We start from the raw sequence: 24,313 nt of genomic DNA on the forward strand, positions 1-24,313 counted from the left end.
TGAGCATGGGCAATTATGCAGAGGTAATACGATGTACCGTGTCGACGACGTCCTGTATGGTGCGGGCGTTTTTGAAGTCTTCCGGGTTAATGCGTTTGCCGGTCAATTCCCGCAGTCTGACCATCAAATCGACCGCGTCGATGCTGTCGATATCCAGATCCGTACTCAAGTTTGCAGTTGGGACGATGTCCTCGGGCGCCAGCTCGAACATTTCCGCCATGATTTCTTGCAAGAATTTAAAAACATCTTCTTGGGTTTTCATACTGATTTATTTTCCTGTTGCGATACCACAAAGTTGGCCAGATTTTTTACCGAGGCGAAATGCTCGACCAATCCGGTTGAATGGGTATCGATGTGAATATTGTATTTTTTTTTCAATGCGACGCCCAGTTCCAATGCATCGATGGAATCAAGGCCCAGGCCGGCGCCGAAAAGCGGCGTTTCAGAAGCAATGTCAACCGGAGTGATGTTTTCGAGTTCAAAAATGTCGATGATTAAACGTTTAAGCTCGGCTTCAAGATTTTCCATGCTGTGCCAACTGCTCAATAAAATACGCTTCCAGTTGCCGGGTCGACTGCCGCGTTATTTGCGAGCGGCAGCTGTGTTCGGAAATTGGCGTTAACCGTATATGATCCCCTACAAACAGGCTCAAAGTAAACCTCTTTTCAGGTATCTGATACCATTTTTCGCGCTTGGTCAGGGTGGTTGGATGGCAGCCGATAGTAACCGGTAAAAGTTTAGCCTCGGCTTGCAGGGCTATGGCGGCGGCGCCGCGCTGAAATTTGATGGCTTTGCCGGGCGTGGTGCGGGTGCCTTCCGGAAAAATGATCAGCGAGCTGCCCGCGTTTAATTCTTCCGCGCAACGTGTCACCAACATTTCCGGATCTTCGGCATAGATATAGCCCATGGCACGAATGGGAATGCGCATGAAGGGATTGCGAATCAAGGCGGGTTTCACAATACAGGTGGCGTTGGGGATTTGCGAAATCAGAAATACGATGTCAAGCAAACAGGGGTGATTGGCGATAACCAGATTGCCGTCGGCAAGAAGCTGTTCCCGCCGGCCTTGCACTTGGTAATTAAGAATACCGATCACCCGCATGAAATTCATGTAAACCCGGAAAATGCCTTGCATTAGCCGGCGAGTGCGGCGTTTTTTATCTCCGCGCCGGCCCAGGAAGGGTTCGAACAGAGGAAATAACAGCCCCCAAATCAGGATACCCATGGCGCCGAACAGAAAAAAACTCAAACCGGTGCCGCACAACCGCCAGTAATAATTCAGGCGCTCAAGCATAGTCTAAATTCCAGTGCCAGTGCGCACGTTCCAATCGACAGCTGCCATGGCGGCGATTATTCAGAATAGCTTGTAACAGGTCGGCTTCGTTGCTGTCGCTATTCGCAGGAATGTCCGTGGCTTCGCGAAGCAGATTCAGTTGAGGGCCGTGCTGGCCGGCTTTGCTCAAAACCATCGCCAAGGCCCAAGTTTGTCCGGATAGCGCCAAATAAGCCTGATAACATTCCGGCAAAGGTTGTTCGTACCAGACCAGCATTACTTGGGGCGCTTCCAGCAGCAAGCCGGCCGCTTCCAAAAATGGGGTGAAAAAACCTTCGCTGCCGCCGGCCAAGGAGAGATAAGCCTGGGAGCTTTCGCTATGTAAACTGTGCAGGCCGCCGATGGCGTTGTGCACGCACAGGCTGAAGCGGCTGGGCGACACGCTGCCGTCGCTGGCTAAACCGGACAGTATTTCCAGATAATACTGGCTTTCGCCGTGACAGGAAAAAAATACCGTCGGCATATCGCCGCGGGCCAGCCGGCAATGCCAGGCAACCGCGCAGGCCGCGCGGGCCAGCGGCGATAAGCGCCGCCGCTGCATCATCGGTAGAAAACTTACATCGGCATTATCGGTTTGATTGGGTAATGTTTGTCCAGCCGGCCAGATTTCCACCGCTGCCGGTAAAGGCTGGGATTGCCATATGCACCAATGCTTCAAGGTAAAATCCAGCGGGCAGGCCGCGGATGACACTGGTTCGGGATGTTTCATCCGTGGTCACCTATCAATTATCCCAACGCCGGAAAACCAAGGAGGTATTCACCCCGCCGAAGGCAAAATTATTGCTCATCACATACTCGGCAGCCAAAGTGCGGCCCGTGCCGGTGATGTAATCCAGTTCAGCGCAACGGCTGTCGACATGCTCCAGATTCAGATTGGGATGGAACCAGCCGTCGCGCATCATCTGAATCGCCGCCATGGCTTCCAGCGCGCCGCAAGCGCCCAAGGTATGGCCGGTATAGCCTTTCAGGCTGCTGATCGGCGTATTGGCGCCGAACACCGCCGCGGTGGCGTAGCTTTCGGCGATGTCGCCTTGCTCGGTGGCCGTGCCGTGCGCGCTGACGTAGGCGATTTGCGCCGATTCAAGTCCGGCATCCTGCAAGGACAGGCGCATCACCAGTTGCATGGTGTCCGCATTCGGCTGGGTAATGTGGGCGCCGTCGGCATTGGTGGCAAAGCCGGCCACTTCCGCATAAATTCTGGCGCCGCGCGCCCTGGCGCGCTCCAGCTCCTCCAAGACCAGCGTGCAACCGCCTTCGCCAATGACCAGGCCGTCGCGGTCCCGGTCGAAAGGGCGCGGGGTCAGTTCGGGTTCGTCGTTGCGGGTGCTGGTGGCGTATAAGGCGTCGAATAAAGCCGCTTCGGTCGGACAAAGTTCTTCGGCCCCACCGGCCAGCATCACATCCTGCAAGCCGAATTTGATGGCCTCGTAAGCGAAGCCAATGGCCTGGCTGCCCGAGGTACAGGCGCTGACCGCCGGAATAACCCGGCCGCGAATCTGAAAAAATACCGCCACGTTGGCCGTGGTGGTATGTCCCATCATTTTTAAATAGGTGGTGGCGTTCAGATTGCCGATATCGTTATCGATCAACATTCTGCCGAAATCGGCGATGGCCGGCGTCGAGCCTACCGAAGAACCGTAAGCCACGCCGGTACGACCGCCGCTGACTACCGGGTCGCCCAGCAGGCCGGCATCAGTCAACGCCAATTCGCTGGCGCGGGTGGCCAGCAGGGAGACGCGGCCCATGCTGCGGGTATTCTTGCGGGTGTAATGAGCAGGCAGATGAAAATTTTCCACCGGTCCGCCCAACCGGGTCAGCAGGCCGTTATATTTATCCCAGGCCGGCAAAAAACGGATGCCGGATTGCTTGTTGATCAGCCGGTTGCGGATTTCCTGCCAGTCGTTACCGATGGGTGAAAAGCCGGCCATGCCGGTCACGACCACACGGTGGGTCAACATAAACCACCATTCACGGAGATCACCTGGCGGGTGATATAAGCGGCATCGTCGGACATCAAAAACGCCACCAGTCCGGCGACTTCGTCCGGCGTGCCGGCGCGTCTGGCCGGAATGGCCGCCAGAATTTCATCCAAGGGTAAATTGTCCAACATCTCGGTTTCGATCAGGCCGGGGGCGACGCAATTGACGGTAATTTTGCGTTTGGCCAATTCCAGCGCCAGCGCCTTGGTGGCACCGATGATGCCGGCTTTGGCGGCGCTGTAATTGACTTGGCCGCGGTTGCCTATCAAGCCGGATACCGAAGACAAGGTGACGATGCGTCCGGGCTGGCGGCTTTGCACCATGGGCATCACCAGCGGGTGCAGCACGTTATAAAAGCCGTCCAGATTGCTGCGCAATACCGCGTCCCAATCGTCGTCGCTGAGGGCCGGAAAGGCGTTGTCGCGCGACAGGCCGGCGTTGCAGACCACGCCGTAGTAAGCGCCGTAACTGGTGATGTCGGCTTCCAAAGTGTCGCGGGCAGTTTGCCGGTCGGCCAGGTCGAAACAAAGCATCCGCGCTTGTCGGCCCAGCTGTACGATTTCGTCCCTGACCTGCTCGGCTTCGATTAAACGGCTGCGGCAATGCACCACCAGATCGTAGCCTTCGCGGGCCAAACGCAGTGCGATGGCTTTGCCTATGCCACGGCTGGAGCCGGTTACCAGGATGGTTTTTTGCTTCATACGCCTTTTCCGGCCAGAAATGTTTTTGAATCTTGTGGCATCAGTAAATTCAGTTTTGAGGTTGCCTGGATGTTATCACCTTCCAGGTGGCAATCGAATACCACCATATCATTGGCGGCCTCGATGATTTTTTCGGCCCGGATGGTCAGTTTCGCGCCGCAGCGGAAACTACCGGCCGAGCATTGATAATGGCGGGTGCCTAATAAAAATCCCAAGTCTATCGCCTGGCCGCGCAGTTTGCGCTGATAGCCGGAATATGCCGCCACCGCCTGTGCCATGAACTCCAGGCCCACCCAGGCCGGCACGCCATGGTCCGGGGTGGAAAACAAGCCATCCTCGCGTACGGTCAGTTCCACGGTAATATGGCCTTCGCCGGCATCCAGCACTCTGTCGATCAACACCATACGCCCGGACTGCGGCAGCAGAGACGCCACAGCATAGGGGAAGCCGGCTGTCTGCTCAGCAGCGTCCAATGAGCAAGGACACATTGTTACCTCCGAACGAAAAAGAATTGCTCAAGCAATATTGTAGCCGCTTAGACTGACGCTTATCCAGCGTAACGAAACCCAGCGGCGGCAGTTTCGGGTCGGGCTCGCCGTCCCAAAGGTGCGGCGGCAGGCGCAGTTCGCCGTTCAAGGCGGACAACAGCAGCCAACACAAGCCGGCCTCAATGGCGCCGGCCGCGCCCAGGCAATGGCCGGTGGCCGGCTTGCTGGACCCGCAGGGCGTGTCGGCACCGAATAAAGTGGCCACGGCCCGGCTTTCCATGGCGTCGTTCTGCAAAGTCGCCGTGCCGTGCAGATTGATGTAATCGACTTGTTCCGCGGTCCGGCCCGCTTCCAACAAGGCATTTTGCATGGCGGCATGCGCGCGGGAGCCGTCCGGGCGCGGCGCGGAAATATGATAGGCATCGGCGTTGGCGCCGACCCCCAACAAGGCAATCGGCGCCGATTCGCGAGTCATCAGAAACAAGGCGGCGCCTTCGCCTATCACGGTGCCGTCGCGGTTTTTGCTAAACGGATTGCAGCCTATCCGGCTCAACGCGCCCAAGCCGGAAAAGCCCTGTAAAGTCGTGTGACACAGCGCATCGGCACCGCCGACGATGACCGCATCGCAAAGATTCAGGCGCAATAAGCGGCGCGCCGACGCTAGGGCGTTGGCGCTGGATGAACAGGTTGTAGACACGGTGTAGGCGGGGCCCTGAATATTCAGATAATGGACCAAAAATTCAGTGGCGCCGCCCAGCTCTTGCTGTTTGTAGTGATATGCGGCGGGTAATTGTCCGTGGGTCAGCAATCGGCTAACCGCCGATTCGCCCTCCGCGATGCCCGAGGTGCTGGTACCCAGCAGCAAACCGATACGCGAGCGACCGTAACGGGTGATTGCCGATTCGACGGCGGGGGCGATTTGCTGTAAAGCCGCCAACAGCAGACGATTATTGCGGCAGGCGTAGCGCTGTAAGTCGGGCGGCAGAGTGGGCAGATCGGCGGTGATGCTGATGGCGGGCACGGCGGTGTTTAACCAGACGGGCGGAACGGCTTGGCTTATCCGGCCGGCCAGCCAGCTCGATAGCACCTCGGCTTTGCTGGAGCCCAGTGCGCAGACAATACCCAAGTCATGTAAATACATCGTTTTCCTCCTCAGTCGTGTTTACAAGGGCGGACAGATGTCGGCAAGGGCTGTAATTCTTTTACTGCAACGCTGGGTCATCGGGTTGCTTTCATCCCAGGCATAGCCGGCCAGAATGGCGGATACCATGGCCTTGACACTGGCCAGCTGGCTTTGTTCGAAGATGATGCGCTGAAAGCTGCCGTCGTACCAGGCTTCCACATACGCTCTGAATACCTCTATGCCTTTGCGTAGCGCTTGTTCGTACTCGGTTTGCCAATCGACCGCCTGGCCGCGCAATTGTTTATCGACCAGTGGAACGGCTAGGGCGGCGGATTTTAAAGCAATGGTGACGCCGGAGGAAAACACCGGATCCAAAAACTCCCCGGCATTGCCGAGTAGCGCAAAGCCACTGCCGGCCAAGCGGCTGACATTGGCCGAATAGCCGCCGATTTGATTGGCGGGGGTGTCGAAGCGACTGCTGGCGAGTAACTCGGCCAGCCGGGGTTCCTGACAAGCCAAGTCGCGCAAAATCGCCAACGGTGTGCTACCGATTGCGTCGGGAAAACCTTGCGGAACCACCACGCCCAGCGAACTTCTGCCGTTGCTGAACGGAATCAGCCAGTACCAGATTTGATGATGGTTGGGGTGTATGGCGATCAGTATCTTGTCACGGTCGTAATTTTTCGTGGTAATGCGGTCTTCTATGTGGGTGAACAGGGCCTGCCGGGCCGGCAGCGAGGAAGGCGTTTCCAGATCGAGCAGTCTGGGCAATACTCGCCCGAAACCACTGGCGTCCAGCACCATGCGTGCCGTCCAGTCGCGAGTGACGCCCTGGGTATCAACGCTTGTCAGGCTAGCGAGGCCAGGCCTGTTGAAATCTGCGGCAACAATCTTGTGTTGGTAATGAACGGTCACACCGGATCGTTGCGCCGTTTCGGCCAGTACCTGATCGAAACGGCCGCGCGGCACTTGAAAGGTGGTGCCCCAGCCGGGTGTGAACTTTTCCCTGAAATCGAATTCGGTCAGTTTGCCGGCATGCGAAAAGGCGGCGCCGTTTTTGAGCTGAAAATGTTCGGCACCGACCGCGTCCAGCATATCCGCCGCTTCCAGAAACGCCATACACTGCGGAAGTAGGCTTTCGCCTATCGAAAAACGCGGGAATTGCTGCGCTTCCAGAATGACCACCCGGTGCCCCAGTCGGTTCAACATTTGCGCCGCTACGCTGCCGGCCGGGCCGGCGCCTATGATCAATACATCCGTATCCATTGTGGGTTGGCTGTTGGGTTCGGTTAAAATAAAGGTCGGCATCACAGCAGGCGTTTAAAGCCCAATTCCCAGAGTTCAGTTCATGCAACAAGCCTTAGCCTTTCAGGAGTGTTCCGATTCATTCCTATCATATAACGATGAGCCCTTTGCCGTCTTTGCAGGACGGGTGATCAAGCGAAAAAACCTGTGGGGCGACGTGCAACGCTTGGCGGCTCTGCTACCGGAACGGGCTTATATGATCAACTTATGCGAAAACCGTTATTTATTTTGCATAGCGTTGCTGGCCGCCGCCAGCCGGGGGCAGATTTGCCTGTTGCCGCCGTCCGGTCAACCCGCGGTTATTCAGGAAATCCGTGCCGATTATCCCAACGCCTATGTCGCCGCCGATTGCAAGCCGCAATTGCAGGGGATGATCTGGTTCGAAGTGGTTGCGCCGGATTATGCTGTACAAGCCCAGCGGCCCGTTGAGATCGATTGGCGCGCCAGCCGTTTGATCGCCTTTACCTCCGGCAGCAGCGGCAAGCCTCAGGCCAATATGCATACTTTGGAGACGCTAAGGATTTCCGCGAGCATGGCAGTCGGCAGCTTGGGGTTGTGGGATCAAGTCCGTTTGATGGTCTCCACCACGCCGCCGCAACACATGTATGGGTTGGAAACATCGGTGTTCTGGCCGTTATTTTCCCGCTTGGTCTTGTACGACAAGCGACCGTTCTTTCCGGAGGATATCCGTTGCGCGGTGGCCGACTCGGCCTGGCCGGCGGTATTGGTCACCACGCCTACCCATTTGCGGCATTTAAGCGGCGGCGATTGGCATAACCTGTGCGCTGTTATTTCCGCTACCGATACCTTGTCGGACAAACTGGCCGGCGAAGTCCGTGCCATGCTGGGGCAATCGCCTGTCGAAATTTACGGCAGCACCGAAACGTTGTCGTTTGCGCATAGGCAAACCTTGGCCGGCAGTTCCTGGCGGCTTTATCCGGGGTGCCGGCTGTTTCGGAATGGGCAAGGACAAACCCTGTTGCAAGCGGCGCATTTACCGATGGAATTGGTGTTGCAGGATGGTATCGGCCTGCAAGCCGATAACCGTTTTGCGGTACTGGGCCGACAGGGCGATATGGTCAAGATCGGCGGCAAGCGCTCCTCTTTGAGCGAGTTGAATCGCAGGCTGTTGGACATACCAGGGGTCGCGGACGGTTTTTTCTACGTGCAGTACGTCCAAGCCGGGGAAGACAGATTGGCCGCCGTAGTAGTGAGTCAGCTGGATAAACAGCAGATCAGAACTGGCTTGCAGCCTTATCTGGACCAAGTGTTTCTGCCCAGGAAAATTCATTATGTCGACGCCATTCCGCGTACTCAGGCCGGCAAGCTGACCAAAAGCGCGCAAGACGCCCTGTTGGCAGCGCTGGCGTAGTGAGTTTGTGGGCGGTTGGTCAATCTGCTAACCTGCCGGTCCCTTAGGTTTAAATCTGACAGTCATGCGCGGCGTTCACAGGGAATCAAAACAAGAAACTTATGACGTGGTAGTGATAGGCGCCGGCATCGGCGGCTTGAGCACAGCCGCATTGCTGGCCAAGGCCGGCAAGTCCGTATTGCTGGTGGAGCGCCACGACAGGCCGGGCGGCTATGCGCACAGCTTTAAACGACGCGGGTTTCATTTCGATTCCGGCGTGCACTTGGTCAGCGGTTGCGGCCCGCAAGGCTATCAAAACGGCAGCAGTATTTACCAAATTTGCACGGCCGTCGGCATAGACCCGCAGGCGCTTTTCATGCCGATAGAAAGCTATGCGCGGGCGGTTTATCCGGGATGCGAAATCACTCTGCAAGCCGGAGAAAGCGCATTCATAGAGGGTTTGTGCGCGCATTTTCCTCGGGAAAAAGATAATCTGCGGGTCTTGATCCGGCTATGCAAGGTGCTGGCGGAAGAGGCCATGCTGGCGGAAACTATTCTGGAACAGGGCCGCTCGGCGCGGGTTTCGCCGGCGGTGGCGTTGGCGAATTTGTTGCGTTACCGTCGGGCCAGTCTGAGCGAAGCCTTGGACGAGTTTTTAAAAGATGCGCGGCTGAAAAGCCTTTGCGCGTCGCTGTGGCCGTATTTGGGTTTGCCGCCCGCGCAGTTATCTTTTTTATACTGGGCCTGCATGATGGCCGGCTATACCTACGAAGGCGGCTATTATTGCCGGGGCAGTTTTCAGGCCTATGCCAATGCATTGGCCGGCGCCCTGGAAACCCACGGCGGCGAGCTGCTGCTGAATGCCAGCGTGCGGCAAATTGTGGTGGAGCAGGGCAAGGTCGCCGGCATCGTGTTGGAGAACGGCCAGCTGATTCGCGCCGACATCGTGGTGTCCAACGCCGACGCCCGGCAAACCGCCGAATTACTGATAGGCAGGGAATATTTGCCGCAACCGTACTGCGACCATTTGGCGCAACTCACCCCGTCCACCTCGATTTTCGTCAGTTATGTCGCCACCGATTTACCCATGGCCGAGCATGCCCACGAGTCGTTTTTCTTCGAATCGTTTGATCATGAAGCGGCCTATGCCTCAAACCAAAGCGGCGATTTCAACTGGTTTTCCGCCACCTTGCCGTCCCTGACCGATCCCTCCCTGGCGCCCGATGGCCAGCACATCATGCTGCTGACCACCCTGTGCCGCTTCGATATCGGTACATCCTGGCGGCAGGCGAAAAAGCCGTTCGAGCAACGCTTGTTGGCAAAAGCCGAACGCCATTTTCCCGGCCTGCAGGATCATTTGCTGCTGGTGGAGTCCGGCACCCCGCGCACGCTTGAGAGGTACACGCTGAACCGGCAAGGCGCGGCCTACGGTTTCGCCGCCACCCCCGAGCAAATCGGCCCCAACCGGCCCGGCGTTCGCGGGGTTTTGCCGGGGCTATTTCATGCCGGACACTGGACCCGGCCGGGCGGCGGCATCGCCGGGGTCAGTATTTCCGCCTTGCTGGCGGCGGAAGCGGTGTCGGGTAGGGTTGAGAATAAATGAAGGCCATAAAAGCTTGCGTAATCGCACGGTTAGGAGTCAACATTCCTCCGATTACGCTATCGCTAATCGGAGCTACGCGGGCTTTTTAAATCATTGAGTTGCAGTTGTTGACGGATTTTTAAGTCACGGATTCAGGATAAACTAAACGGAGTATTATTGACCCATACTACGTTGGTGAGGGGAGTAGCCACTTCTGGACCAACCCAAATGACCACGGCATTTGAGGCTTTGCAAACACCCAAAAGCATAATTAAACTGAACAGCCTTAAAGACCCATACAATTTTTCGAAAATAAACACAGCTATCCCTCTTTAGTTTGCCAAATAGTTTACGCGTTAGCTTAACAGGTAAAATGACGCGCAAGGCTGGCTTTTTTCGAAACCGCCGTCTAACTGAACGGGGTTTGTTTTCCCCATCCTGATTGTTTAAAACCAGCGTGAAATAAGGAAATGTTTGGAATGGGTTGAATAGCCCGCTCCTCCTGCGGCATGACACCTTTCCATTTTGCGCCCTGCATACGCGCAAGAATATGTCCGATTTGGCTGACTGCGACGTACGGTTTAGATTATTGCCAGCGATCGCTTCCGATGATTTTCTCGGCAGTTGATTTAAAAATGACCTCAGAAGGCGGTGTGAAGAGCAAAATTTCAACACCCAATGCCGAATTCCGGGGAGCATGAAGATATCAGCCGCAGTTGACAGCAGCGGCCAAATAGAATATTAGTTTTTTATAATATGTGTTGCTGGGATAAATGGAATGCCCGTCGGCGAACTTTAACCCACAGCTGGGACTGGAATTATGAAAACTTGTTATTTTATCGGCCTTTTGGCTCTGTTCAGCGGTTTTGCCTGTCGGGCCGAAACCGCGCCTACAACTCCCTTGGCGCCCGGCTATGCCGCTTTGCCGTATCAATTGGCCGCGCCCGCCAGTTACTCGCTGCCGGTGATCGGCGCCGCCGGCGACGGCGAGATATTGACCAGCGACAATCAACCCGAACACCTGCACGATTTAATGGGCGATAAAGTGGTGTTGTTAAGCTTTATTTACGCCACTTGCAGCGACGTAAACGGTTGCCCGCTGGCGACCCAGGTGCTGCATAAAATCAGCAGGCAATTGCAGAAACAACCGGAACTGGCCGCAAAATTGCGGTTGCTGACCTTGAGTTTTAATCCGAGCAACGACACTCCGGAGATGATGCGCCATTACGGTTCCGGATTTAAAACCGGCGATTTCGATTGGCAATTTTTGACCACCCGCGACGAACAAACCCTGCAGCCGATACTGAATGCCTATCAGCAAAACGTGCAAAAAATTTACGACGAACAAGGCCAGTTCACCGGTACTTTTTCGCATTTGCTGCGGGTTTATCTGATCGATACCGACAAAAATATCCGCAATATCTACAACGTGGACTTTCTGCATGCCGACACGGTCATCAACGACGTAAAAACCTTGTTGATAACCCCCAAACCGGCGGTGGTCGCGCAGCCTGAGACCGGAGAAAGCCTGTATCAAGCCGGCGATAACAAACAAAACTACCAACAAACCGATTATCAAACCCGCTCGTTGGCGCTGGAACACCGGCAAGGCAAGCCGGCCAAGCTGATCGAGTTTGCCAGTAAGCCGCCGCTGGGTTTACCTAAACTGCCGCAACCCAAAGACAACCGGCTGACAAGCGCCAAAGTCGCATTGGGCCGCAAACTGTTTTACGACCGTCGGCTGTCGTTCAACAACACCTTTTCCTGCGCGATTTGCCATATTCCCGAGCAAGGCTTTAGCAGTAATGAAATGGCGACCGCCGTAGGCATAGAAGGCCGTAGCGTGCGGCGCAATAGTCCGTCGCTGTATAACGTCGGCTATGCGCAATTACTATTTCACGACGGCCGCGAAAACAGCCTGGAGCAACAGGTGTGGGGGCCGTTGCTGGCGCATAACGAAATGGGCAACCCCTCCATCGGCCATGTGGTGGATAAAATCAAGGCCAGCGCGGATTATCGGGGACTGTTCGAAAAGGCCTTCAATAAAGGCCCGAGCATGGAAACCATAGGCCAAGCCTTGGCCGGTTATCAGCGTACCTTGAACTCGGCGGATTCGCCGTTCGACCGTTGGTATTTCGGCAAACAAAGTTCGGCTTTAAGCGCTGCGGCACAGCGCGGGTTTAAGCTGTTTACCGGCAGGGCGGGCTGCAGCAGTTGCCACGGCATAGGCGAGAAGTCCGCTTTGTTTAGCGACCAAAAACGCCACAACACCGGTATCGGATATGCCGAGTCCATGCGGAAAACGCCGGAAAAGCAGCGGGTGCAAGTCGCGCCCGGGGTGTTTGTGGAAGTGGACAATAAAAGCCTGCAAGGCGTTGCCGAAACCAAGGCCAATGACTTGGGCTATTACGAAATCAGCCAAAACCCGGCCGACCGTTGGGCCTACAAAACCCCATCCTTGCGTAACGTAACGCTCAGCGCGCCTTACATGCACAACGGCAGCCTGGCCAGCCTGAAACAGGTGGTGGCGTTTTATAACCAGGGCGGCATCGCCAACGAAAACCTGTCGCCACTGATTAAACCGTTAGGTTTGTCGGCTGCGGAAATCGACGATCTGGTGGCGTTTTTACAGGCGCTGAACGGCAGCAATGTCGAAACGCTGGTGTCCGATGCCTTTGCAGCGCCGGTAGGGGATAGCCAGTAATTCAGGCTGTCGGGGTATTTTTCGCATAAAAGTGGCCTCTAAACCAAAACGCCACGTTCACCAAGGCTATCATTGCCGGCACCTCGATCAGCGGCCCGATCACGGCCGCAAACGCCGCGCCGCTATTGATGCCGAATACCGCCACCGCCACGGCAATTGCCAGCTCGAAGTTGTTGCTGGCGGCGGTGAACGCCAGCGTGGTGGTTTTACCATAATCCGCGCCTATGGCTTTGCCCATTGCAAAGCTGACCAAAAACATCACCACAAAGTAAATCAGCAACGGGATGGCAATTCGCACCACGTCCAGCGGCAACTGCACAATCAAATCGCCTTTCAGGGAAAACATCACCACGATGGTAAACAGCAGCGCGATTAACGTCAGAGGGCTGATTTTAGGCACGAAATTGTGCTGATACCAGTCTTTGCCCTTGGCTTTGATCAGCACAAAGCGGGTGCTGAAACCGGCAATGAAGGGGATGCCCAGATAGATAAACACACTTTTGGCGATCTCGGCGATGGTGATGTCGATCAGACTGCCTTGCAGGCCGAACAGCGGCGGCAATACACTAATGAACAGCCAGGCATAGAGGCTGTAAAACAGCACCTGGAACACGCTGTTGAACGCCACCAATCCGGCGGCGTAGTCGTTATCGCCGCGCGCCAGCTCGTTCCAGACGATGACCATTGCAATGCAACGGGCCAGGCCGATCAGGATCAGGCCGGTCATGTATTCCGGATAATCGCGCAGAAACAGCATGGCCAACGCAAACATCAGGATCGGTCCGATCAGCCAGTTTTGTATTAACGATAGAGACAATATCCGCCAGTTGCGAAACACCTCACCCAGGTCTTCGTAATGCACCTTGGCCAGCGGCGGATACATCATAACGATCAAGCCGATGGCGATAGGGATGTTGGTGGTGCCGACGGAAACCGCGCTGTTGAAAGCGTTTACTTCACCGGGAAAAGCAAAGCCGATAGCCACGCCCGCCGCCATGGCGGCAAAAATCCACAGGGTCAGGTAGCGGTCGAGAAATGATAAGCGTGGGTTGGGACAGCTGGGCGTATTCATGGCGTGCTTCTTGAGATGTTAGTAGCTAGGGGGCTAGGCTTCCGTGGCTGGCTTACAGCAACTGGAGCCAGATTCGAGTTGTATCGCCTGATCTTCGCCGAACATCGGAATGGCATTCAAGGAGTGAAAGGCTTCCCAGGCGATGCCTTGCGGATCGACGCTCCAGTATTTGTCGGATTGCGCATAGCAACAGGCCGCCTGTTTTTGCGCGGTGACCGGCAAGGCCGCGGCAGACAATCCTTGTTTTACGGCTTCCAGTTCCTGATCGGATTCGACTTGAAGACCCAAGTGATCCAGTCCCGCTTTGCGCCCCCGATTGGAGACGGCGAAATTGAGGCGCGGGTCGTCCAGCATCCATTTGGCATAATCCGCTTCCACTACAGTGGGTTCGGTTTGAAACAAGGCGCTGTAGAAGCGGATGTTTTGTTCCAGGTCGTCTACGGCAATATGAATGTGAAAACGTTTCATGGTTGTGTCCAGGTTAGGCTCTTGGTTAAAGTTAGAGCGGGTTCTGTGGTTAAACTGTGCTGCCCGCCAACTGCAACAAACGCTTAACCCCAACCGGCTCTTCCTGTAATAAAGGCACTACGGCGTAGCGCTGGGCGTGGCTGCGTGCGACTGCGTCGATTTCACGTAGTTCATTTGCCGCCCGTTGGCGCAACAAAGGTGCCTGCACTGCGGTTGCGGCAACGCTGTTATTGATGATCCAGGCCCACGGTTCGATACCGGCACGGCGCAGATCGGCTTGTAGATGGGCGGCTTCCAGTACCGGCGTGGTCTCGGCCAGCGTCACCAGCAGCACTTTGGTTTGTTTGGGATCCTGCAGCTGCATCATCGGGGTTAGAAAGTACGAGTCGCCATCCATCTGCCGGGCCACTTCGCGATGGTATGCGCCGGTGGCATCCAGCAACAGCAAGGTATGCCCGGTCGGCGCGGTGTCCATCACCACGAATTTTTGGCCGGCTTCGCGGATAATCCGCGAAAAGGCCTGGAATACGGCAATTTCTTCCGTGCACGGCGAGCGCAAATCTTCTTCCAGCAAGGCCCGGCCTGACGCATCCAGCTTGGCGCCTTTGGTTTCCAGAACATGCCGGCGATAGCGGGCGGTTTCCGCCGCAGGGTCGATGCGGCTCACCGTCAAATGCGCCAATGCGCCGTTCAGGGTTTCGTTTAAATGCGCTGCCGGGTCGGAGGTGGTCAAATGTACCGGCAGACCGCGTTGTGCTAGTTGCACGGCCACGGCCGCGGCCAAGGTGGTTTTGCCCACGCCGCCTTTGCCCATCAGCATCACCAAGCCGTGAGCGTCTTTGGCTATGGTATCGACCAGTTCGGCAAGTTTGGGCGTATCGAGATCGGTAACCGCCGCAATCGCTGCAGGTTGCGAAGGGGTGTCCAGCAATAGTTGCCGCAAGGTAGTCAATCCCACCATATTGAACGGTTTCAGAAACAGTTCATCGCGGGGCATTCCTTGTAATGGCGCCGGGATATTCCGCAAGGCGCTCTGTTCGCGCCTATAAAGCGCCTGCGCCAAAACGTCTTCGGTAGTCTCGCCGACAGGCAGCAGCGCGTTGATTAGCAAATACTGGTTTCGCAAGCCGATGGCGGCGAGTTCTGCGTGAGTGCGGGACACTTCGGCCAAGGTGCTTTGCTGAGCGCGCGCCACCAGGATCAGCCGGGTACGTGCGCCATCGGATAAGGCTTCCACCGCGGACTTGTACTGAGTCCGCTGTTTTTCCAGACCGGCCAGCGGGCCAAGACACGAGGCGTCGCCTTTGCCCGTTTCCAGAAAATCGCTCCAGGCCCCCGGCAGTTGTAACAGGCGGATGGTGTGACCGGTCGGCGCGGTATCGAAGACGATATGCTCGAAATCGGTGGTTAGCGCCGGGTCGGTCAGCAGCGCGGTGAACTCGTCGAATGCGGCGATTTCGGTGGTGCAGGCGCCGGATAACTGTTCTTCGATACCTTGAATCACCGTATCCGGCAGCAGGCCGCGTACCGGACCGACGATACGGTCGCGGTAAGCTTGCGCCGCCGCTTGCGGATCGATTTCCAACGCCGCCAAACCGGGCACGGCGGGAATGGCGGTGATTTGGTTACCTATGCCAACGCCGAATACCTGGCCGACATTGGAGGCCGGATCGGTGCTGACCAGCAGCACCCGTTGCCCGGATTCCGCCAGCCGCACAGCCGATGCGCAGGCCACCGAGGTTTTACCCACGCCGCCCTTACCGGTAAAAAACAGGAAACGCGGCGCTTGGTCGAGAAATTTCATAGTTGGCATTGGCTGGCTAAAGAGGAGGTTATTCGAAGTTTCCGCGTTAACAGCATTTGCTGCCGCTACAGCAGGCCGATTCCGCGGCCGGTTCAGTGACCGTAAGGCCGGCCCAGCGCGCCAGTTCGGCGCGACTCGGATAGCGGCCCGCCAAAGCCACTTCGCCGTCAACCAAAATTAGCGGTAAGGCATCGGCGCCGGAGCGCTCCAAAAAGCCTTTGGCGGCAGGATTTTCGGCGAATGCCAGCGGCTGTTGGGCCAGATTGAAGCGTTCGATTTGCGCGCCGTTTTGTTTGGCCCATTCGACAGCGGCGGAAAAATCGACCAATTGTTGATCGACATCCACGCCGCACACGCCGGTGCTGCAACATAATGCAGGGTCAAATACATGTATGGTAGTCATGACGGATTTCCTTTAATTCTCGGGTAACAGGGTGCCGATGCGATCCAGTTCCGCCTTCAGCCGTTGCGGATGGTTTTTCAGTTCGTCCAGCGGCAAGGCCAGAAAAGTTTCGATGCGATGGCGGAGTATCCGGTAAGCCTGCATAAACGCTGCGTCGATTTCCGCATCCGTGCCTGCAACATGAGCCGGATCTTCAACGCCCCAATGGCTGCGCATCACTGGGCCCAGATAGGCCGGGCAGGTTTCGTTGGCGGCGTTGCCGCAGACGCTCAGCACGATATCCGGAGTCACCGGCAGGTCGTTCCAGGACTTGCTGTAATAGCCTTCGGTAGAGATGCCTTCTCTTTCCAGCAAAGCCAGCGAACGGGGATGTATCTTGCCGGTCGGTTTGCTGCCGGCGCTCATGCCTCGCCAGCCCTCGGGCGCTAAATGGTTAAAAGTGGCCTCGCCGAGCACGGAGCGGCAGGAATTGCCGGTACAGAGAAACAGAACGTTCATATTAAGTTGATGCATTAAGTGATTATAGAAATTAGTCGCAGCAGATTGAAGATGCGCCGGCGTCGAAACAGTGCTCCGGGTGGCCGGTACAGCATTCGGCGGTCAGATAGTCGACCAAGGCCTGCATCACAGCCAAATTCGCCCGGTAACGCTGAAAGCGGCCTTCCTGGGTGACATTCAGCAAGCCGGCATGGGTCATCGCCTTAAGATGAAACGACAAATTGGTCGGCGGCAGCGCCAAAGATGCAGCGATCTCCCCGGCTACCAAGCCGGAAGGCGCGTTTTTAACCAGCAGCCGAAACACATCCAAACGGATGCCGGAGGCCAGGGATTCGAATAAAGCGGTGGCAAGTTGTTTGTCCATTGGTCAACTATACAACAATGTTTGAAATATTAAAATATATAATCAACCTGCTTTTCACTTTGCTGGCTGGGTTGGATTAAGGGCTGGACGAGGCAAGCAACGGGTAAATCTGACGAGACCAATTGCAGCGGGAAATAAGGCATACTTCCTGACATATCAATTTAAGTTTTATTATTTTGGTGATGTGCCGGGTGGGGTGAGTCGCGGTTAGGTTTTTCGTTAAATGGCAGTGCCATTCGGCAGCTGCCGGCCAAAACCGGACCGTCGGTATCGCTATCCAATTTCACCAGAAATTGCTACCTTTGACCTAATTGACTGTCAGGTATTTGGCGAGCAAAATCACCTCAGAACTGAGTCACTACGGACTATATCCTCTCAACATTTTAGATTGAGTCATCATCATTCAGATATATCGTCCGCGATTAGCACCCTCTGGCCTAATGAAGTTAAAATAATGTCAATTTAGAACTGGATAGTCACATCATGAACGAGCAAATCGAGAGCCGAATCACCCATAATCCCCTGCAGTGCGGTGGCAAACCTTGTATTCGCGGCATGAGAATACGGGTCAGTGACATCTTGCAAATGCTGGCAGATGGTGTCAGTAGTGAGGTAATTCTGCTTGATTACCCGGACCTAGAACTCGCTGACATCCAGGCCTGCCTCCTCTACGCAGCCCGACGAGCCAACCTCGAACGACTGGTCGCATGATTTTTTGGGTTGCCGCTCAACTACCGCCGAATCTGGCCGATTGGTTGCGCTGGACATTCAAAGTTGAAGCGTACGCCCTACGAGAACTGGGATTGCGTGATGCCGACGATCTAGAAATTTTCAAACGCGCTCAGCAAGAGGGTATCGTTTTAATCAGCAAGGACAGTGATTTTGTCGAACTACTGCTGCGTCAGCAACCACCACCACAATTACTTTGGGTCACTTGCGGTAATACCACCAACCAGCGATTACAAGAATTGTTCGACGAAGTTTTTCCGAAAGCTCTGCAATTATTGGTTGAAGGTCATGTGGTTGTGGAATTAGCTGATAAGTCGTGACGTCTCGTTAAGTTGTTTTATCACTGCTTGTTGTCGGCCAATTGAACTCAGTGACGAACGGCCGCTTTCAGGTATCGGAATTCAATGACAGCTTTCCGGCGATGAATCTGAAGAGCAGACTGTCGCCAGGCGACCCAAAAGAGTCATTCGTTCACCAAATACTGATGACAACTTATTGTCTGAAAGTGGACGATCAATATTCGCGACAAATACTTTCCTGATTACGTATAAGCTTCAGCCTATTTAAACCTAGAAAAAGGTTTTGTGTCGCTATCGCGATGCTCATGTAAAGCCGGGTCCCGCTGCAATTCAATCTTGCCAGGGATTGATGACATCAAGCTCAGGGTAATTGAAGTCCCGTACATTGCGAGTCACCAGTCTCAACCCATGCGTGAGTGCCGTGGCTGCCAGTAGACTGTCGATAGCCGGGATGGGTCGGCCCATTTGGGCATTCAATCGTCCCCAACGATCAGCAACGTAGGCATCCACATTCAAAATCCGGCCGGAAAAAAACTGGGGCAGTTCCACTTCCAGCCAATCCAGCAATTTGAACTGGCGATCGTCATTGACCAGCGAATCGATCCCTTTACGGATTTCTCCCAAGGTCAATACACTGAGGTAAAGCGTGGTGGCGGGGCGTGGTTCGAACCATTCGATGACGCCTTTATTGGGTTCACGGCGACGCAATTCCGATAAGACGTTGGTATCGATCAAATAACTCACAGTTCGAGCTCTCGGGTCAGACTGACATCGCGTTCAATAACGAGATCGTCCTGATCATATAGAGGTGAACTGCGCATGAACTCAACCAGCGATTGGCGATTACCCGTGAGTCGGTCGTAGTCGGCACGTGAGAGCAGTACAGCAACAGAACGACCGTGATGGGTGATTTCCTGCGGCCCATCCTGTTCGGCGCTACGTAATACAGTGGAAAGACGTGCTTTCGCCTCCTGAATTTGCCAAGTATGCATAATCAACCTCCAATTCTGACTGGTCTAGTCCGATTTTAGGCGGTAACTATTTTAAAAGCAAATCATGCCTTCTGACTGCACCCGGATTCTGAGCATCGCCATTGATTAGACTAAGCAGGTATTCCCTTCGGTAAAAGGTAATCTGGTAGGCCATTGGAAAGCCCAATAATGAAAACAATGCGTATCCAAAATCGCGAATATGAAGCAAACGAAATGATTGGCGGTAATGGGCCAGTTACCTGTCCATCGCTGAAAATTGGCGACTGTCTCTTGATGGCCGTTTGGTTGAGGTCGCCAACGGCGGCTTTATAGACCTCCCGTCGCAGAATCTGGATTTGGCTGACTAGCCGCTATGGAGAAACGCGACCGGCTCTTTTGGGTCGCTATTGACTAGTCAAACATTTCCGAAATTTGGTTTGCGAACACCCGCGTTGATTCCCGGCAATGTACTTACTCAATACAGTCAGCACATTTGAATACATCGTTCATCATCATGCCGTGGATTATTCACCCAGTCGCTGACTGGCGTGGTCGTCATCTCCGTATAGGCGGCATTATCGAGTAACGCGAAGGCTTGCTCTGGATTGGCCGATTTATCCAACCATTGGTGATAGCGTTCCAGTGGAATGATGACCGGCATTCTATCGTGAATGGGTTGCATCAATTCGGTAGCCGCCGCGGTGATAATGGTGCAGGAGTACAGGGTGTCGGTTTCATGCTGCCATTGTTCCCAGAGGCCGGCAAAGGCAAACAGTTGATTATCTGCTCGATGTATATGGAACGCCTGCTTGCGGTCTGCATTTTTTGCCCACTCGTAAAAGCCATCCGCTGGAATCAAACAGCGACGATGTTTAAACGCTGCCCGAAACGACGGCTTTTCGCGCACGGTTTCAGCTCGGGCATTGATCAGGTGCGAACTGTTTTTGGTATCTTTCGACCACGATGGCACTAAGCCCCAAAACAGCTTGACCGCCTTACGCGATTGATCGTCCAGTTCCACGATACTGAGAATTTTCTGACTCGGCGCGATGTTGTAGCTGGGTTGAAAGCGCAGCTGTCTCAGCAATTGAAAATGTTCAACAATGGTTTCTGAGCTGGCAGACAGGCTGTAACGGCCACACATCTTTATCGGTCCGATTAAGACAATTCCGCTGCTGCCCTTTCGGCTTTATTGTTTCTGATACATACCTATGAGTTCAGCCTTTTCGATGATATGTCCAGTCATTGACGCTTCAAGTTCGGCTTTGTTCGGCTGATTGAGGTCAGGCAATTCGATGTCCAGCGCATACAGCTTGTGAAAGTAGCGGTGTTTGCCTATGGGTGGACAAGGGCCGCCGTAACCCGTGCGTTTCCAGTCGTTTTGGCCTTGCTGCGTCGTAGCCGGTAAATTGCTGGCAGCCACGGCTTCCGGTAATTCGCAAATCGCAGGCGGAATGTTATATAGCACCCAATGCACCCAAGTCATTTTGGGATCAGCGGGGTCTGGGGCGTCGGGGTCATCAACGATCAAGACCAGACTTTTGGCTTGCGCGGGAACTCCAGACCAGCTTAAAGCAGGCGAGCTATCGTCACCTTGGCAAGTGAACTGTTTGGGGATATCCGCTTGATGTGCAAAATTCGGAGATTTGAGGATCATCGTCATGTTTTGCCCTCCCTCTGGGTAAGCATTCAAGGCTAACAATAAACAGAAACAGGTGGACAATAGCCTTATTTTGGAAAAACCTTCAAGCGCGATCATTGATGACCTCTTTAGCATAAACTCAGCCTAAACGATGAGCATAAACCTTACCTGATCAGGTGGCAAACCGGCAACTTATGCTGACTTGTTTAATCGGATCGGGGACTTTCTGTATAGGGCATTGCAATAGCGGCTTAGGGAGTCGCAAAAGGGCTTGTCGGGCTGTGTGATGAGTCTGACTTAGGTCCTATGACGCCTTAGGGTAGACTTTACGCATTCAAATCACGTTCTCGCTGGTCATATATGATTGCAGCCAAAATGCGTAATTAAAGTATGCCTATTTTTCATTTGCAGCGATGCCTGCGAACCCACTTTACTTCGTGTATGGCGATTCTATGCTTCACTTGCCTATACAAAAACTACCGAAAATTTCACCCAACAGGTCGTCGGAAGTAAATTCGCCGGTGATTTCCGACAGGCTGGTTTGGGCTTGGCGGAGGTCTTCGGCGACCAGTTCCGGGGCCTGGTTTTTTAACTGGTTGCCGGCGTTTTCGACGGCTTGTTGTGCCAAGCTCAAGGCTTGCAAATGGCGGCGGCGGGCGATGAAGACGTTGTCGGTGGTTTCGCCGAAGCCTACGCTGCTTTTCAGGTATTGTTTCAGCAAGTCCAGACCGGCGCCGGTTTTGGCGGACAGGTAAATTTCGTCTCTGTGCGGATGTTCTGTGATTTGTGCGGGGTGCCCGGACAAGTCGATTTTGTTGAAGACCAGGGTGACGTCGATGCCAGCGGGCAGTTGGCTCAATATGGCGTTGTTTTCGCTGTCCGTGCTATCCATCAGCAGCAGGACTTTGTCGGCTTTTTCGATTTCGCGTTGGGCGCGGCGGATGCCTTCCTGTTCGACGATATTGTCGCTGTCGTGCAGGCCGGCGGTGTCGATGATGTGTAAAGGCATGCCGTCGATCTGGATGCGTTCCCGCAACACGTCGCGGGTGGTGCCGGCGATGTCGGTGACGATGGCGGCTTCGTGGCCGGCCAGCGCATTCAGCAGGCTGGATTTGCCGGCGTTGGGTTTGCCTGCCAGCACCACGCTAATGCCGTCGTGCAGCAAGCGGCCCTGCTGGGCCGTGGCATGTATTTTTTGTATTTTACCGTGCAGTTGTTCGATTTTGTTGGCCACCATGCCGTCGTTGAGAAAGTCAATTTCTTCGTCGACAAAATCGATCGCGGCTTCGATATAAACCCGCAGTTCGATCAATTCGTCTATCAATTCGTTGATTTGATCCGAGAAAACGCCTTGCATGGATTGCTGCGCGGAGCGTACGGCTTGTTCGGTGCCGCTGGTGATCAGGTCGGCGATGGCTTCGGCTTGGGCTAGGTCGATTTTGTTGTTTAAAAAAGCCCGCTGACTGAATTCACCGGGATTGGCCGGGCGTGCCCCCAGGCTCAAGGCTCGGCGCAACAGCATATCCAATACCACGCTGCCGCCGTGGCCTTGCAGTTCCAGAGTATCCTCGCCGGTAAACGACGCCGGGCCGGGGAAATACAGCGCCAGCCCGGAATCGATGACGCTATCGTCCGCATCGTAAAACCGGCTAAACAGGGCGTAACGGGGTTTGGGTGTTTTGCGGGTGATTTGTCGGCCGATGTCGAGTGCGACAGGCCCGGAGATGCGGATAATGCCGACACCGCCGTTACCCGGCGGTGTGGCTATTGCGGCGATGGTGTCGCTAGTGCTTACCATCTTTTCAGCTTAATGGGCGTGGGAGTCGCCTTCCAGTACGTGTTTGGTGATGTACCACTGTTGGATGATCGACAAACTATTGTTGCAGATCCAGTAGACGACCAAGCCCGAAGGGAAGAACAGGAAGAATACGGTGAAAACGATAGGGAACATTTTCATTACCTGCGCTTGCAACGGGTCGATAGGCGCCGGATTCAGGCTTTGCTGAATTTTCATGGTGATACCGTACACAATCGGCAACAGGTAGAAGGGGTCTTGCGCCGATAAATCCTGTATCCACAGCATAAAAGGCGCCTGGCGCAGTTCCACGGTTTCGATCAGCACCCAGTACAGCGAAATAAACACCGGAATCTGTACCAGCATGGGCAAACAGCCGCCCAGCGGGTTGACCTTTTCCTTTTTGTACATGGCCATCATTTCGGTATTGAATTTCTGCCTGTCGTCAGGATAGCGCTCTTGCAGTTCTTTCAACTTGGGTTGAATCTTGCGCATTTTGGCCATGGACTGGAAGCTGGCTTTAGACAGCTTGAAGAACAAGGCTTTGATGAAGAAAGTGACGCCCAGGATAGCGATGCCCCAGTTGCCGACATAGTCGTAAATCTGGTTCAGCATCCAGTAAATCGGTTTGGCAACGATGGTCAACCAGCTGTAGTCGACGGTCAGTTCCAGGCCGGGGGCTACTGCTTCCATCATGGGCTGAATTTTTGGGCCGACGAATATTTGCGCGTTGAAAATCCCGTCGTTGGCCGGTTGTACGCTGACATCTTGCGAGTAGGAGCCGATTACGAAGCGGCCTTCGTTGAGCGCTTTGGTGTAGAAATGGTTTTCCTGGTCGGCGGGCGGAATCCAGGCGCTGGCGAAATAATGCTGGATGAATGCGCTCCAGCCGCCTTGAGTGGCGACATCCAGGTTGCTGTCGACCATGTCGTCGTATTTGACTTTTTGGTATTTGTCTTTTTGGGTATAAACAACGCCGCCGGAATAGGTTCTGATGAAGTTGTTGCCGCTTTTGTCGCTGTGTTCGACGCGTAACAGCTGATTGTATTGGCGGCCTGTCCAGGGTTTATCGGACTGGTTGCTGACTTTATGCGTCACATCGACAGCATAACTGCCGCGCTTGAACGTAAAAGTTTTGGTGATGCGCAGGCCTTGTTGGTTTGTCCAGGTCAAGGGAACGCTCAGCGCGTCCTGGCCTTCCCGCAGCTGGTAGCTGGATTTCTCGCTGTCGAACTGGGCATGGTGGTCGGGTACGCTGGCGGAGTCGCCGCTGGCAACCAAGCCGCTTTGAGCCAGAAACAGGTTGTCGGGATTGCTGTCGAACAAGCGGATGGGAGACAGATCTTTTTCCGGTGCTTGCATGCCAATCAGCTTGTAGGCCTTATTGACGTAGGTGTTTTCTTTTTCGTGCGGGTATTGCAGCAAGTCCAGATTGCGCAGGGTGCCGCCCTCAGGATCGATTTCCAGGGCAAATACGTCTGTTTTTACTGTGATGATGCGGGCGCTTGCAGCGTCCGCCGGCTGGCTTCCTTCTGTTTGGACAGGATTTGCCGATGAGGCTATTTCGTTACCGCCGGCGACTAACGGGGTGTCGGAGACGATTGCTTGCGGTTTCGGGCCATAATCAATCTGCCATGATTCCCAAAGCATATAGGAGATCATCAGCATCGCCATGACAAGTATAAATCTAATGTTATCCATT

26 protein-coding genes are annotated in these 24,313 nt (G+C 54.8%); 5 read left to right on the forward strand and 21 right to left on the reverse strand.

Features of this window, described 5'->3' with window-relative positions:
• Window positions 1-13: 13 nt before the first annotated feature.
• From M0R33_RS09050 to M0R33_RS09090, 9 genes are read right to left on the reverse strand one after another with little or no spacing between them, the layout of a single operon-like run.
• Window positions 14-262, reverse strand: coding sequence for an acyl carrier protein (locus tag M0R33_RS09050; RefSeq protein ID WP_292568002.1), 249 nt, complete (start codon window positions 260-262; stop codon window positions 14-16).
• Entirely contained in the window at window positions 259-528 is a 270-nt protein-coding gene (locus M0R33_RS09055; RefSeq protein ID WP_292568004.1) for a phosphopantetheine-binding protein, read from the reverse strand. The genes M0R33_RS09050 and M0R33_RS09055 overlap by 4 nt, the downstream gene beginning before the upstream one ends.
• Complete coding sequence (locus M0R33_RS09060; RefSeq protein ID WP_292568006.1) at window positions 515-1,294, reverse strand: lysophospholipid acyltransferase family protein; 780 nt, start codon at window positions 1,292-1,294, stop codon at window positions 515-517. The genes M0R33_RS09055 and M0R33_RS09060 overlap by 14 nt, the downstream gene beginning before the upstream one ends.
• Window positions 1,287-2,042 carry a beta-ketoacyl synthase chain length factor gene (locus M0R33_RS09065; RefSeq protein WP_292568008.1) on the reverse strand — a complete coding sequence of 252 codons (756 nt, stop codon included), beginning with the start codon at window positions 2,040-2,042 and terminating at the stop codon, window positions 1,287-1,289. The genes M0R33_RS09060 and M0R33_RS09065 overlap by 8 nt, the downstream gene beginning before the upstream one ends.
• A 13-nt stretch (window positions 2,043-2,055) precedes the next feature.
• Window positions 2,056-3,291: a beta-ketoacyl-ACP synthase gene (locus M0R33_RS09070; RefSeq protein ID WP_366043457.1), complete on the reverse strand. Its 1,236-nt coding sequence runs from the start codon at window positions 3,289-3,291 to the stop codon at window positions 2,056-2,058.
• Window positions 3,285-4,013, reverse strand: a complete 729-nt coding sequence (fabG, locus tag M0R33_RS09075; protein WP_292568010.1) for a 3-oxoacyl-ACP reductase FabG — start codon at window positions 4,011-4,013, stop codon at window positions 3,285-3,287. The genes M0R33_RS09070 and fabG overlap by 7 nt, the downstream gene beginning before the upstream one ends.
• Complete coding sequence (locus tag M0R33_RS09080; RefSeq protein WP_292568011.1) at window positions 4,010-4,501, reverse strand: 3-hydroxylacyl-ACP dehydratase; 492 nt, start codon at window positions 4,499-4,501, stop codon at window positions 4,010-4,012. Before M0R33_RS09080 ends, fabG begins: the two co-directional genes overlap by 4 nt.
• Window positions 4,473-5,642 (reverse strand): beta-ketoacyl-[acyl-carrier-protein] synthase family protein, encoded by a 1,170-nt coding sequence (locus M0R33_RS09085; protein WP_292568013.1) that lies wholly within the window; start codon window positions 5,640-5,642, stop codon window positions 4,473-4,475. Before M0R33_RS09085 ends, M0R33_RS09080 begins: the two co-directional genes overlap by 29 nt.
• Window positions 5,643-5,663: 21 nt before the next feature.
• On the reverse strand, window positions 5,664-6,932 hold the full coding sequence (locus M0R33_RS09090) for an NAD(P)/FAD-dependent oxidoreductase (RefSeq protein ID WP_292568015.1): 1,269 nt from the start codon (window positions 6,930-6,932) through the stop codon (window positions 5,664-5,666).
• Between the two features lie 40 nt (window positions 6,933-6,972).
• Between M0R33_RS09090 and M0R33_RS09095 the strand changes: the two genes are divergently transcribed.
• The 3 genes from M0R33_RS09095 (at window position 6,973) to M0R33_RS09105 (ending at window position 12,566) form a co-directional block, all read left to right on the forward strand.
• A complete protein-coding gene (locus M0R33_RS09095; RefSeq protein ID WP_292568017.1) occupies window positions 6,973-8,301 on the forward strand; it encodes an AMP-binding protein in 1,329 nt (442 codons plus the stop codon).
• Window positions 8,302-8,365: 64 nt separating this feature from the next.
• Window positions 8,366-9,883: an NAD(P)/FAD-dependent oxidoreductase gene (locus M0R33_RS09100; protein WP_292568019.1), complete on the forward strand. Its 1,518-nt coding sequence runs from the start codon at window positions 8,366-8,368 to the stop codon at window positions 9,881-9,883.
• A gap of 799 nt (window positions 9,884-10,682) precedes the next feature.
• A complete protein-coding gene (locus M0R33_RS09105; protein WP_292568021.1) occupies window positions 10,683-12,566 on the forward strand; it encodes a cytochrome c peroxidase in 1,884 nt (627 codons plus the stop codon).
• A gap of 1 nt (window position 12,567) precedes the next feature.
• Here M0R33_RS09105 and arsB read toward each other — a convergent pair whose 3' ends face one another.
• From arsB to M0R33_RS09135, 6 genes are read right to left on the reverse strand one after another with little or no spacing between them, the layout of a single operon-like run.
• A complete protein-coding gene (arsB, locus tag M0R33_RS09110) occupies window positions 12,568-13,638 on the reverse strand; it encodes an ACR3 family arsenite efflux transporter (protein ID WP_292568023.1) in 1,071 nt (356 codons plus the stop codon).
• 33 nt (window positions 13,639-13,671) lie between these two features.
• Window positions 13,672-14,106, reverse strand: a complete 435-nt coding sequence (locus M0R33_RS09115; protein WP_292568025.1) for an ArsI/CadI family heavy metal resistance metalloenzyme — start codon at window positions 14,104-14,106, stop codon at window positions 13,672-13,674.
• A gap of 49 nt (window positions 14,107-14,155) precedes the next feature.
• On the reverse strand, window positions 14,156-15,910 hold the full coding sequence (arsA, locus tag M0R33_RS09120; protein ID WP_292568027.1) for an arsenical pump-driving ATPase: 1,755 nt from the start codon (window positions 15,908-15,910) through the stop codon (window positions 14,156-14,158).
• Between the two features lie 46 nt (window positions 15,911-15,956).
• Entirely contained in the window at window positions 15,957-16,313 is a 357-nt protein-coding gene (gene arsD, locus M0R33_RS09125) for an arsenite efflux transporter metallochaperone ArsD (protein WP_292568029.1), read from the reverse strand.
• A 12-nt stretch (window positions 16,314-16,325) separates the two neighbouring features.
• Window positions 16,326-16,811 (reverse strand): arsenate reductase ArsC, encoded by a 486-nt coding sequence (locus M0R33_RS09130; protein WP_292568031.1) that lies wholly within the window; start codon window positions 16,809-16,811, stop codon window positions 16,326-16,328.
• A 31-nt stretch (window positions 16,812-16,842) separates the two neighbouring features.
• Complete coding sequence (locus tag M0R33_RS09135; protein ID WP_292568033.1) at window positions 16,843-17,175, reverse strand: helix-turn-helix domain-containing protein; 333 nt, start codon at window positions 17,173-17,175, stop codon at window positions 16,843-16,845.
• Window positions 17,176-17,658: 483 nt separating this feature from the next.
• On the opposite strand from M0R33_RS09135, the gene M0R33_RS09140 reads away from it, so the two are divergent.
• Window positions 17,659-17,886, forward strand: coding sequence for a DUF433 domain-containing protein (locus M0R33_RS09140; RefSeq protein ID WP_066984972.1), 228 nt, complete (start codon window positions 17,659-17,661; stop codon window positions 17,884-17,886).
• Entirely contained in the window at window positions 17,883-18,224 is a 342-nt protein-coding gene (locus tag M0R33_RS09145) for a DUF5615 family PIN-like protein (RefSeq protein ID WP_292568037.1), read from the forward strand. The genes M0R33_RS09140 and M0R33_RS09145 overlap by 4 nt, the downstream gene beginning before the upstream one ends.
• Before the next feature lie 309 nt (window positions 18,225-18,533).
• Here M0R33_RS09145 and M0R33_RS09150 read toward each other — a convergent pair whose 3' ends face one another.
• The 6 genes from M0R33_RS09150 to yidC all read right to left on the reverse strand — a co-directional run bounded on the left by M0R33_RS09150 (window position 18,534) and on the right by yidC (window position 24,312).
• Entirely contained in the window at window positions 18,534-18,947 is a 414-nt protein-coding gene (locus M0R33_RS09150) for a type II toxin-antitoxin system VapC family toxin (RefSeq protein ID WP_292568039.1), read from the reverse strand.
• The gene (locus M0R33_RS09155; protein ID WP_066980822.1) at window positions 18,944-19,195 is read right to left on the reverse strand and encodes a type II toxin-antitoxin system Phd/YefM family antitoxin; all 252 of its coding nucleotides are present in this window, start codon (window positions 19,193-19,195) and stop codon (window positions 18,944-18,946) included. The genes M0R33_RS09150 and M0R33_RS09155 overlap by 4 nt, the downstream gene beginning before the upstream one ends.
• A 463-nt stretch (window positions 19,196-19,658) precedes the next feature.
• Window positions 19,659-20,318 carry an SOS response-associated peptidase gene (locus M0R33_RS09160; RefSeq protein WP_292568043.1) on the reverse strand — a complete coding sequence of 220 codons (660 nt, stop codon included), beginning with the start codon at window positions 20,316-20,318 and terminating at the stop codon, window positions 19,659-19,661.
• Window positions 20,319-20,363: 45 nt separating this feature from the next.
• A complete protein-coding gene (locus tag M0R33_RS09165; protein ID WP_292568045.1) occupies window positions 20,364-20,837 on the reverse strand; it encodes a YbhB/YbcL family Raf kinase inhibitor-like protein in 474 nt (157 codons plus the stop codon).
• A 436-nt stretch (window positions 20,838-21,273) separates the two neighbouring features.
• Window positions 21,274-22,614, reverse strand: coding sequence for a tRNA uridine-5-carboxymethylaminomethyl(34) synthesis GTPase MnmE (gene mnmE / locus M0R33_RS09170; protein ID WP_292568047.1), 1,341 nt, complete (start codon window positions 22,612-22,614; stop codon window positions 21,274-21,276).
• 9 nt (window positions 22,615-22,623) lie between these two features.
• The gene (gene yidC / locus M0R33_RS09175) at window positions 22,624-24,312 is read right to left on the reverse strand and encodes a membrane protein insertase YidC (RefSeq protein WP_292568049.1); all 1,689 of its coding nucleotides are present in this window, start codon (window positions 24,310-24,312) and stop codon (window positions 22,624-22,626) included.
• Between the last annotated feature and the right edge of the window lies 1 nt (window position 24,313).

It is taken from the genome of Methylomonas sp. (genome assembly GCF_023228165.1).
In the GTDB taxonomy this organism is placed as follows: Bacteria; Pseudomonadota; Gammaproteobacteria; order Methylococcales; family Methylomonadaceae; genus Methylomonas.